10 protein-coding genes are annotated in these 11,725 nt (G+C 48.9%); all 10 read right to left on the reverse strand.

What is annotated here, in order from left to right; translation table 11 throughout:
- Position 1: 1 nt before the first annotated feature.
- The 10 genes from HZA49_06925 to HZA49_06970 all read right to left on the reverse strand — a co-directional run bounded on the left by HZA49_06925 (position 2) and on the right by HZA49_06970 (position 11,550).
- On the reverse strand, positions 2 to 583 hold the full coding sequence (locus HZA49_06925; protein ID MBI5779173.1) for an RNA polymerase sigma factor: 582 nt from the start codon (positions 581 to 583) through the stop codon (positions 2 to 4).
- Positions 570 to 1,136 carry a metal-dependent hydrolase gene (locus HZA49_06930; protein MBI5779174.1) on the reverse strand — a complete coding sequence of 189 codons (567 nt, stop codon included), beginning with the start codon at positions 1,134 to 1,136 and terminating at the stop codon, positions 570 to 572. The genes HZA49_06925 and HZA49_06930 overlap by 14 nt, the downstream gene beginning before the upstream one ends.
- The gene (locus HZA49_06935; protein ID MBI5779175.1) at positions 1,133 to 3,013 is read right to left on the reverse strand and encodes a serine/threonine protein kinase; all 1,881 of its coding nucleotides are present in this window, start codon (positions 3,011 to 3,013) and stop codon (positions 1,133 to 1,135) included. Before HZA49_06935 ends, HZA49_06930 begins: the two co-directional genes overlap by 4 nt.
- A gap of 87 nt (positions 3,014 to 3,100) precedes the next feature.
- On the reverse strand, positions 3,101 to 3,445 hold the full coding sequence (locus HZA49_06940) for a hypothetical protein (protein ID MBI5779176.1): 345 nt from the start codon (positions 3,443 to 3,445) through the stop codon (positions 3,101 to 3,103).
- 1 nt (position 3,446) lies between these two features.
- The gene (metG, locus tag HZA49_06945) at positions 3,447 to 4,973 is read right to left on the reverse strand and encodes a methionine--tRNA ligase (protein MBI5779177.1); all 1,527 of its coding nucleotides are present in this window, start codon (positions 4,971 to 4,973) and stop codon (positions 3,447 to 3,449) included.
- Between the two features lie 118 nt (positions 4,974 to 5,091).
- Positions 5,092 to 5,952 carry a hypothetical protein gene (locus HZA49_06950; protein ID MBI5779178.1) on the reverse strand — a complete coding sequence of 287 codons (861 nt, stop codon included), beginning with the start codon at positions 5,950 to 5,952 and terminating at the stop codon, positions 5,092 to 5,094.
- Between the two features lie 14 nt (positions 5,953 to 5,966).
- Positions 5,967 to 6,977: a DNA polymerase III subunit delta' gene (locus tag HZA49_06955; protein ID MBI5779179.1), complete on the reverse strand. Its 1,011-nt coding sequence runs from the start codon at positions 6,975 to 6,977 to the stop codon at positions 5,967 to 5,969.
- A gap of 45 nt (positions 6,978 to 7,022) precedes the next feature.
- Positions 7,023 to 7,703: a dTMP kinase gene (tmk, locus tag HZA49_06960; protein MBI5779180.1), complete on the reverse strand. Its 681-nt coding sequence runs from the start codon at positions 7,701 to 7,703 to the stop codon at positions 7,023 to 7,025.
- 674 nt (positions 7,704 to 8,377) lie between these two features.
- Positions 8,378 to 9,715 carry a hypothetical protein gene (locus HZA49_06965; GenBank protein MBI5779181.1) on the reverse strand — a complete coding sequence of 446 codons (1,338 nt, stop codon included), beginning with the start codon at positions 9,713 to 9,715 and terminating at the stop codon, positions 8,378 to 8,380.
- Positions 9,716 to 9,720: 5 nt separating this feature from the next.
- The gene (locus tag HZA49_06970) at positions 9,721 to 11,550 is read right to left on the reverse strand and encodes a fibronectin type III domain-containing protein (protein ID MBI5779182.1); all 1,830 of its coding nucleotides are present in this window, start codon (positions 11,548 to 11,550) and stop codon (positions 9,721 to 9,723) included.
- Positions 11,551 to 11,725: the final 175 nt, after the last annotated feature.

An 11,725-nucleotide genomic window follows, 5' to 3' on the forward strand; every position in this document is an offset into this window, starting at 1 on the left:
GTTAATCTTCCTTGATATATTTCTTTAGCCGTTCTTTCAGGTTCTGGCGCGCCCGCCAGAGTATGGATTTCACGGCCGGGACCGATTGTTTCATCGTCCGACCAATTTCTTCATACGACATTCCTTCATACTTGTCAAGGATGATAGCCATTCTTTGCTGGGCCGGCAGTGAGTCAACGGCTGATTTGACATCCAGCCGGACCTCTTTTTGGTGGAAGGTGTCAACTATCGGTTCGCTGTTATCCTTGAAGCCGAAGTCATCTGAGAAGTCCGTGGCCTTGGTCTTGCGCCGGGATGAGTCCCGGATTTCATTGACGCAGAGATTATGGACTATGGTAAAGAGGTAATACTTGAACTGGGTAGTGGGCGTGTACCGGTCCCGGGCCTTGTAGATTCTCAGGAATACTTCCTGGGTCATATCCTCGGCATAAGAGCGGTCGTTGATATAGCGGGAAATAACGCCGAAGACCATCTGCTGGTATTTGCCGAAGAGTGAGTTGAAGGCGTCCTTATTGCCCTTCTGGAACTCCCGCATCAGAATGGCATCCTCATCGTTCACTAATTGTTTATTATTTTCTGTCATTGTGTTTATATTTGTTAACGGTCTGGACAAATAACCTGTCTGCCCGGGCTGAGAATACCTCCAGCGGAGAGAATCCCTTTTTCCAGGCCAGGATAAAGACCAGCACGAACATTATTATAGTAATGACGAAATTCTGCCAGCCGTTTAAAGGCCACTGGTCCTGCCAGCTCAGGTTCATTGATGAAAAGGGCACCAGATACGGCACAGTCCAGATATCGCCAGTCCGCGGTCCCCTGGCCCCGACCAAATCACACAGCAGGTGCAGGTTAAATACGCCAAAGAAGATAAGGGCAGTGAATAACCTCCTTTTCGCCATCAGCAATACGGCGAGCGCGCCGACCACGGCCGTGGTAAGATTATGGGTCAGTTGATGATGGTATTCCTGATAATAATACCAGGCGTATTTTGACGGAAATAACACGTCAGCTACGATTCCCAGCGCGTCTATATCTGGTAATACACCTCCCAATGTAATTAGAATCCTGTCCCGTTTGTCTGCGCCGGCCAGGGCAGCGGTATTCCAGCTGATTAGGAAATGGGTGATTGGATTCATTTTGTATTGACGTCAAAGACATCCAGATTTTTCCTCTTGTATTTCTGGAATTGTTCCTCGGAGAGGATTCTTTTTAGTTTCATGTCCATATTTAATTTGATATTTGTGAGTTTAGATAGGTAAGTATCCTGGGTGCCCGGCACCTGGAGCGACAGAATCCTGGCTATCCGCGCCTGCTTGTCCTCCTGGGTCAGGGCCGGATCGTCTAATTTTGATAGTTCGCTGAAGGCATTGGTTCCGTCAGCTCGCGGGGCGGTCAGGACATTAAGGGCTTCGGTCTGGCTGGCTATGATAATGGGTTTGGCCTGATTTTTCTGCTCCTCGGTCAGGGATAGGAATCTGGCCCAGTCCTCAAACGCCCCTTTCTTCTTGAAATCCGCATCATCGGTTTCGTCAGTCGGGTCTTCTTGTTCTTTCGGGAGGATGTAAACGTACCAGATGCCATTTTCCATCAGCCAGGTATGGGTTTGGGGAATGGTCAGGTAATCATCCTTATGCTTGGGCGGTTGTTTGGTGTTGTGAAACAGCAGGTCCAACTCCACCTGGGCATTGACCAGAGGTGTATCTTTGGTGGGTTCTTGCGGTTTGATATTCTTTATCCGGAATTCCACCAGTTTATTGCCGCGTTTCTCGTAGAAATCATACCGGCGCTTCAGCAGCCTGACGCCGGCCTGCCGGCTTTCATCTTCGGATATTCTGGTTAACTTGGGTACGTAAAGGTAGGGTTTGATGCCGGCATAGTCCTTATTCACCAGATGTTTATAGAATTCGTTGCATCGTTTGGCCAGGTCTTTCTTGAGCAACTGGGAAATCTGTTCGGTGGTATTAGACGGAGGTTCTTTCCCGGGTGAAGCCGGTGGTTTCCCTTTTGAGAGTACGGAAAGCAGGACTACAATAACAAAAGCCAGGCCGCCGGCCAGTCCAATCATTTTCCAGCTGATAATCTTACCGGTCCGGGCATTGGGAACGGCCGCAGACACAGCCGATGCGGTTATTGTCTTGGCATTGGAATCGCCGGCCACAATCCGGTCCCGGCACAGGTTAAGGTCGTCAACCAGTTCGTCGGCGGTTTGGTATCGCTTGTCCGGGTCTTTTTCCAGCATCCGGTTAATCAGGTTGCTGACGCATTCCGGTATCTCCGGGTTTTCCTTCCTGATCGGCGCCGGTCTTTCATTGATGTGTTTCAGGATGATGGCCAGGGTGGTATCGCCTTCAAACGGTTTCTTGCCGCTGAGCATATAATAGAGCGTCACGCCCAGCGAATAGATGTCGGCCCGGCCGTCCACCTTGTGGCCCTGGGCCTGTTCCGGCGAGAGATAATAGGGCGTGCCCAGGATATCGCCGGTGCGCGAGAGGTTGCTGGCCACATCCAGCACCCGGGCCAGTCCGAAATCCATCAGCTTGACCTCGCCGTTGGAATTAATCATTATATTTTCCGGCTTGATGTCACGGTGGATAATGTTTTTCCGGTGCGCCACGGATAATGCCGAGGCCACTTCCTTGACGATATCCAGCGCCTCCAGCGCCTTGATTTTACCTTCCCGTTTTATCGCCCGCGCCAGGCTCTCGCCGTCCGCGTACTGCATCACGATAAAATAGAAATCCTCGTGCTTGGCGATATTGTAAATCTGGATGATATTGGAGTGCTCCAGCTGGGCGGCCGAGCGGGCCTCGCGGACGAATCTCTTGACCCGTTCCTCTTCTATGGCGAATGAGGGCGGCAGGATTTTCACAGCCACGTTCTTGTTGAGCGCCAGGTGCTGGGCCAGATAGACCACGCCCATACCGCCTTCGCCTATCTTTTTGATAAGCCGGCAGCCGCCGAAGACCTTGTCCACCAGCATATCCTGTTTTTGGCTGTTACTTCTTTCGTCCATTTAATGTATTCTCCATTTTTCCCGCTAAAGCGGGACGGGTGAGCGCCATAAGGGCGCCATGGCGCTTCGGCGCCAAAAGGAATAGTATTATTTTACCCCGAAAACATCCGCGAAGTTATACCTATCCTTAAAATCTTCTATGGAATCATCGTCGGTCTTGCCCATCAGCCCGGCATTGACCAGGTTGAATACGATTTCGCCGAAGTCGTCGGTCTTGCGCACGCCCCATTTATTGAAGACCATCCGGGCCAGCGGCCCGAACTGCTGCAGGGCGTATTCGCGGATGCCGTCCAGTAATTCCTGCCCGCTGACATGGCGTTTCTCCTTGATTTTCTTCAAGGTGAACTCCAGCGCCTCAAAGGTGAACTTATACGCCTCGCGCTGGTAGCGGGCGTCCTTCTTTAACACAACATCCAGGGAATCTTTTTCCATACTATGGTGCGAATGGTTCTTCTATCCTCGGGAAAAGTGGTGAAGCTTTATTTACTTGCGTCCCGGCCTGGGTCTGGCCGAATGCCAAGCTGGCCGGTATCGAGACCGTTGCGCCGGACAGGTTCAATTGTTTTGCGATGGCCTCGGCCGTGGCCGGCATAAATGGCGCGATATACACCGAGATAATCCGGATAGTCTCGGCCAGGTTATACATAATATCGTTTAAGCGAGCTGACTTTTCCTTGGCCAGTACCCAGGGTTTGGTCTCGTCCACATATTTATTGGCCCAGCGGACGATTTCCCATATCTTTTCCAGCGCAATGCTGAAATGGAGATGTTCCATATTGTCCATGATGGCAGTCTGGAGTGATGCCAGGAGTTTCTTGAGCGGCTCAGTAGCCGGGTCCACATTGGCTGGAGCAGGTATCTTGCCTGCATAGTATTTTTCCATCATGGCCACGGTTCTCATGACCAGGTTGCCCAGGTCGTTGCCCAGCTCACTATGATAGCGGCTGGATAGGGCGGTGAACGAGAAATCGCCGTCCTGGCCAAAGGGTATTTCCCTGAGCATAAAATACCGCATCCCGTCCACGCCGAATTTAGCAATTACGTCGCGCGGGTAAATTACATTGCCTTTTGATTTGGATATCTTATCGGAATTCATGGTCCAATAGCCGTGGGAGAATATCCTGCGGGGCGGCTCTAATCCGGCCGACATGAGCATACAGGGCCAGATAACCGAATGGAACCAGAGGATATCCTTGGCAATTAGATGAACATCAGCCGGCCAGAACTTTTTGTAACCATCGTCCGGATAGCCGATGCCGGAGAGATAATTGGTCAGGGCGTCAAACCAGACCCAGATGATATGTTTGGAATCCATCGGCATGGTGATGCCCCAGTCAAACGATGCCCGGCTGATGCTGACATCCTCCAGTCCCATCTCCACCCGGGACAGGACCTCGTTGTATCTTGAGGTTGGTTCGATAAAATCCTTGCGCTCCTTGAGCAGGGCCAGCATCTTATCCTGGTATTTGCTTAACTTGAAGAAGTAATTCTCTTCCTCGAAGAATTCGGTTGGACGCTGGCAGACCGGGCATTTCTTATCCGGCGATTCCTTTAAGGTGATGTATCTTTCGCAGGCCGTGCAATACCAGCCGGAATATTTTCCCTTGTAGATGTCGCCGGAATCGGATATTTTGGTAAAGAGTGCCTGGACTGCTTTTCCATGCCGTTCATCCGTGGTTCGGATGAAGTGGTCGTATTTTATATTCAGTTCCTCCCAGGTCTTCTTATACTGGGTGACAATTCCGTCCACGAATTCCTTGGGTTTCAGTCCGGCCGCCGTGGCCGAACGCAGGATTTTCTGGCCGTGTTCGTCCGTGCCGGTCAGGTAAAACACCTCAAAGCCGCATAATTTCTTATAACGGGCCATCACGTCAGCCGCAATGGTGGTATATGCCGTTCCGATATGCGGTTCGGCATTGACATAATATATCGGCGTGGTGATGTAATACTTATTGCTCACCCCGTTAGAAACAGGTCGTCCTACTGCAATTTCGGGACGACCGTTTTTATCGCTGTTAGTTTTATCAGTCATACTTTTATCTGATTTATGTGTTAACTCTTTATTGCATTAATCGTTTCTAACGGGGCTCATGGTCTTCTTTATCTTCCTCCGGCTCCACCTTCAGGGTCGGTTCCTTGACCACGCCCAGAATCTCCGAGGCGTTTACCTTAACCCTGGTCCGGCCTTCTTCCAGTTCCACGATGACCTTTTTGGCCATGACTTCCAGGTCCACCACCTCGCCGATGCCTTGGGGCGTCCTGACCGTGGTGCCCCGGCGGGGCAGGGATTTGCGGATTTCGGTGTAATTGGCATCCTCATAACGCAGGCAGCACATCAGCCGGCCGCACAGGCCGGAGATTTTCAGCGGGTCGAGCGTGGCCTTCTGGTTCTTGGCCATCTTCATGGTTACCGCGCCCATCTCTTTGACAAACCCCCGGCAGCATAATTCATAACCGCAATGTCCGATGTCGGAAATCAGCCGGGCCTCGTCCCGGGCGCCGATCTGTTTCATCTCTATCCGGGTCTTGTATTCCTGGCCCAGCTCCTTGACCAGTTCCCGGAAATCAATCTTGCCCTTGGAAATGAAATAGAAGATGACCTTCTCGCCCCCGAAGAGATATTCCACCAGCGAAAGTTTCATATCCAGTCCCAGGGCTTCTATCTTTTCCCTGGTCCGGGTCATTATCTGGGGAATCCGTTCCTTGTTTATCTTGTCCAGTTCCTTGAGGTCTTCCGGCGTCATCTTGCGCAGGACGGTCCAGATATTGCCGGCATCCTCGCCCGGCTTTAATTCCTGCGGGATTGAGGACACCGCGCCGATTTCCGTGCCGCTGTCGGTCCGGACCACGCACTTGTCGCCCTTCTTCAGGTCGGTTCCGGCATACTTGAAATTAGCCACGGACCGGGATACGCCATAACGAACGGTCAATAGGTTCATATTTTATTCCAATCTTAAGCTACGCCGGCCGGAACGAATAAACTCTCCACTACCAGACTGTAATTGGCATTGAGCCGGATATACCGTTCTGATTTCAGGAGCCGCTCCAGCAGGCGCTCTGTCTGCTTATAGTTATAACGCCTTTGATACTGTTTTGTTTCTGAAATTCTATCTTTATTTAACAATTTATTGTCAGGTAGGCCGTGATGCAGCCACAGGGCGTCACGGACAAACAGCCCGATAATCTTCAGCTGCCAGATAATTTCCAGGCGCAGGCCCTCGTTATCCTCGCTGTTCTTCCTGGCGTAATTGATGATATCCTTGGTCAGCCGCTCCGAATCATCGCGCGCCAGGCCCGTGATAAGATGCTCCCTTTGCTCCAGCAGGCCCTGGGCCTGGAGTTTGCAGGCGTCTCCGATACTGCCGTCTGCCAGATGGCTCAGCAGCAGGGCGTCATCTCGTTTTATCTTGAGATGCTCTTCCAGATATTTTATCACCAGCGATTGTTCTATCGGGTAGAACCTGATGACCTGGCAGCGTGAGATGACCGTCTGGGGCAGTGAGGCCAGGTTGGAGGCGACCAGGATTATGACCGTATCCTTGACCGGCTCTTCCAGCGTTTTCAGGAAGGCATTGAACGCCTCCTCACTCATCCGTTCCGCCTGGTTGACGATAAACACCCGGTGCGTCCGGGAAAATGGCATCAGCATCAGCTCCTTTTCAATCTCGCGCACCGCTTCAATCTTTATTTCTTTGCTGCCTTTTTCCACCTCGGTGATTCTCAGGTTCGGGTGGCAGTTCTTGTCAATCCATTTGCAGGCCCGGCATGAGTCATTCCCCTTTTGCGTCCAGTCAGTGTTCTTGGTTTCACACATTAAGACCTTGGCCAGGGTCTTGGCGAACCGGAACTTGCCCGTGCCGGACGGGCCGGTAAGGATGTAGGCGTGGCTCAACCGGTTGGACTCCAGCACCTGCCGGAATGTATTCACCGCCGCCGGCTGTCCGATAATATCGTTAAAGAACATATAAATAGCGTATAGCGTAGGGCGTATAGCGTAGAGTGTATCTCTCTATGCTTTGATAATCTTTCTTATCATCGCCTGTATTTCCTCGATACTCCTGGTGCCATCAATCAGGCGGTATTTTCTTTTATCCGACTGCACCAGCTTGATGAATCCCTGCCTGACCTTCTTGTGGAACAGCAATGCCTTCTGCTCCATCCGGTCGTGAGAGGCGCGGCTGTTCCTGATTCGTTCGAATCCCTTTTCCGGCGGGACATCAAGGATGATGGTCACATCGGGTATAAAATTACCGCTGACCTCAGCCCAGATTTTCCGTATTTTATCAGCGCCGATATGTCCGGCATAGCCCTGATAGACAATGGTCGAGGACAGGAACCGGTCGCAGATGACGGTGATGTTCTTCTTAAGTGCCGGCCTGATAATCTGGTCCACCAACTGGGCCCGGCTGGCAAAGTAGAGGAACAGTTCGGTCAGGGGGGTCATCTCTTTATAACGGGGATTAAGCAGGATTTTACGGATGCCCTCGCTGATAGTGGTGGAGCCCGGGTCGCGGACCACCAATATTTTCTTATTGCGCTGTTGTAAATAACGTGCGAGCAACTTGATTTGGGTGGATTTCCCGCATCCGTCCGGTCCGTCAATGACGATGAACCCAGCTCTTGCCCCGAAATAATCGGGACTTCGTTTCGACTTCGCACGCAAGGGCTGGGTAAACCTGTCACTTTTCATAGAACGGATTATATGAATTACGGGCCGGAGTTCAAGGAATATTCATAAAGTAAATCCCCTCTTAGAGCCAGTAGGCGCGTGAGCAACATACTGGCTCTTAGACTACTGGGTCATTCACTTTTATTCCGGTCAGGCATATCCTAACCTTTCCTCATCTTTCTCTCTATAATATAGTGATAAAAAAACAGAAAAGGTGACAAGAAATCGTGATGAAATCTGAAAATATTTCAGTAAATTACCTTAACCTGTTATCAGGCTGGTAATTACGTCAAGGACAGAATCCGCCTAAATCTTAGAGGGGGGAGGGGGTACCCTACCCCCTCCGGTCTGTTGGCACAACATATACTCTAAGCCGGCATCACGGCTACTGCAAGCCGAGACATCGTATACTACAAGCCAAGCCGGCTGATACTATATGCCGGCTCGGCGTATAGTGCGAGTAAATCCGGCTGGTACTGCATGCCGGATTGGCTGGTAGTATATGTCATCCAACGGTATACTACATGCTAACTTGGCTGGTAGTGCGAGCGAAATGGCCGGATACTACATGCCGACCCGGCTGGTAGTATATGTCATCTGACGGTATACTACATGCGAACTCGGCTGGTACTATAAGCCAGTCCGGCGGATACTACAAGGCAGACCGGATAGTGGTATGATATACCATTCCGGCACTATTTTGCCTTTTCTATGGTCTTTGGGGTTTGGTCTTCCGGGAATATTTTGTTTACCCATTTCTGCCATTCGGGATAGTCCTTGTCGTTCTCAAAACGTTTGGAGAGCGATTGGGCGGCTTTCTTAAGATTATCCTTAAGAGTCGGGACCTTCTTAAATAACAGGGAATCTATCGGCGTAGGAGAATTAAATTCCTGCCATTTCTCATCTGCCCACACCGCATCTGTAGGTCGATGGTCACTTGGGTCGTAGGTAAACATTCCGATTAGCCGCAGATATTTAAGACCTTCTGTTATGGTTGTTACTTCAGATAACTTTTTGCTGGCAATGTCAATCAATATCTGTTTCTGAGAGTCGTTTAGAATCCATCTACCCATAACTACTTTGCTCCCTGCACCGACTGTAGATATTCCAAAATTCTCGGGCATGTCCATCTGGTGATTCAATTCGTATAACACATAAAGCGAAAATCCATAGGATAGAAATTTACGGTTTGCCATTATGGGGTTGTCATCGGACAGGCATTTTATTAACTCAATCATCTCAGAGATATTGCCCAATGATTGACATCTTCTAAAGAAGTAGCTCAATAAGTCACTGTCATTGGAATTGGTTAATAAATCTTGCTTCTCTACCAGAAAAGCATCTCGCATATATCTGGATTCCTTAAACCACGAGTTCTTTATTGATGTAATTGCCTGCAAGGAAATAATTTCCTGTCCCTCCCATAATGAAAAGATGATTTGGTAATCATTCTCTTTCTTATTACCGAATAGTATCAGTTTCTGATTTTTATTATCAACCGGTGGAACGAGTGGGATGGCTATAGGAACCCTTGAGGATCGCCAGTAACTGAAAAATGAATTATCATAATACGGTTTATCAAAATCAGGCGGGTCAACCACTCGGCTAATCAGGATTTCTTTTTCCTGGATATCTCCGAAAATGACGGAATGAATCTTGATTCTTTCATCCACCTTCCGTTTTTCCCAAAGGTCATATCCACACTTATGAGTCTTAATTCCAGAAAGACTACTTTCCACGCTGGCAGTATCAACTTTGGGTTTTGGGGCTACTGGTTCTTGTTTCAATATTTCCCTATCCGCAATGACACAGAAATCTGCGTTTGATAGGCAATGTTCTATACCACGCCACTCACATCTCAGGAAGAATAACGCTTCCTCTTTAGGATAGACGGTGCATTGTTTAAAGTCCTGACAGATATCAGCAGTGGTTACCTGACCAACCGGCGATGAGGTGTGGGCGCAGGATGGCATAACAATAATAAAAATACCTGTAACAATAACTTCGTATGTTAGTCGCCACATCTTTTTCATAGCGTCTACTGGGTTTTTGTCCAACTATTGTCTTTATTAATAAAATCTTTTGCTAATGGTGGCCCAACAGATGGCGTTACTCCCGTTCTTTCTGTGCCTGCACTGTTTTCACCCTCATCTTGAGATGGGTCGTGAACTATACCCGTGTCATCTTGTTTAGTCGCTTGACCGGTTGCACTATTATATTTTATATGCTGAATATGTCTCCATTTCCACCAGTATAAATACCTGATTTCTCCCGTAATCGTATTCTTGGCAATGAACCAGGTAATAAAAATATCTTCAGTATACATTTCACTTAATGTTCCGTTACTATCTTGAGTGTCTATCCAGATTCCTGGTTCATCCCCAAATGGACTAGCCTTAGTTTGTCCATCCGCGCTAAAAGAGGTTGTTCCGTAATGAGTCATAGGAACGCCAAGTCCAAAATGGTCTAATGCCGGGACAAGGTTAGGATTGAGTTGCTTTTCTACCGTAACTGATGGAGTCGGTGGTGAATAAACATAGCGTTTAGTAGACGATATGACATTTTGCAAGAAGCCTAATTGCCATGCATCTATATACGCCTGAGGAACCGGAGTTGAATCCATAGTTAAGTGAATAGTTGCACTTCCAGAGATAGCGATAGGAGGGCCGTTTATTGTAACCCGGGTTGGACTAATGGTTGTATCTGTAATTACTTCTGCTAATCTATATCCCGGTCTAAATATTTGCGTTGTACCAAAAGTAGTTGAAATGGCCGGTGCTGTATGAACAACCGGAACACCGGTTTCTTTGGTTGGTGTTACACTCACCTCTATGTTGATTGCAACACTTGATTGTTTAGCATGTACTGTGAAAGTCCGTGTTGCCGGGCCAGATGGTGAAGTTGTTCCTGATGTATCGCCCTGGATATCTACATCTGAACTATCGGTTGCCGTAACACCCCAGGTTCCGCTGATAGGCGGCAGTATCACGGTGAATGTAACAGGCATACAGACCGGTAAAAAGGGATGCGGAGGTGATTTTCCGTCCGGTCCTTTTATTTCTGCTCTGTAAACACTTACGGTCCCACCTTCTTGCTTTAATTCCGCTGCCGCCTGTTGTTCAACTCCCTTACCAGCCTGGGCGTCAACCTCTTTTATGAATGCCTGCATCTTATTTTGGTAGGCATTCCAGTCACCTCGCATCATTGCATCATGGGCTGATTGTAATTTTGATACGAGGGAATTATATATCCCATAATTCTTAATCTGTCCGTTTTGGTAATAGTGCTTGAGCGAATCCATAATATAACCAGTCGTAAGTTGCATAGTATCGCCATAGGTCTCTTGAGAATAGTCGCTGGTATTTCCTGTTTTATGTGCCTGAACCCGGTAATTATATCTGGTATTTTGTTCCAAGCCGGTATCTGAATAAGAGGTCACGCCATAACCAACCGTAGCTATTGGAATGAACTTGTGATAGACATCCATACGCTCTATTGTAAAACCCTCTGCGGCAGGTGAGTTATTCGTCCAACTAATGTCCACCTGTGCGGTAGAGGCGGAATGAACTGAAAGATTTGACGGCGCCTCCAACCACGTCAAAGCGTCATGTTCATTGGAATAATCACTGTGGCCAGCTTCATTGTAACACTGGACGCGGTAGGTGTATGTCGTATCCTGGATGAGACCGGTATCCGAGAAATTAATCTGCAAACCAGGTGTTTCACTATCTGAGAGTAAAGAAACCCAGGCAATTGGTGCATAGTTGTGATAATTATCCTTACGTTCTACCACATACTCTTTGGCATTCGTTGCATTATGCTGCCAGGTGAGATTTATTTGGGATGACGAGACTGCGGTCGCCACCAAATTACTCGGAGCGGCCGGCGCAGGAAGCGGAAGTAACCGGACACTTGACTTGAGATATGAATCCAAATGATTCCAACCCCAGCCATATCCAATCGGGCGATCAGGCGAGCCGTCCGCAAAGGCATGAAATATCGCGGCACTGCGGCTTAACAACCTGAAACCCAGCCGTAAAGGC

It is taken from the genome of Planctomycetota bacterium (assembly GCA_016235865.1).
Classification (GTDB): Bacteria; Planctomycetota; MHYJ01; order JACQXL01; family JACQXL01; genus JACRIK01.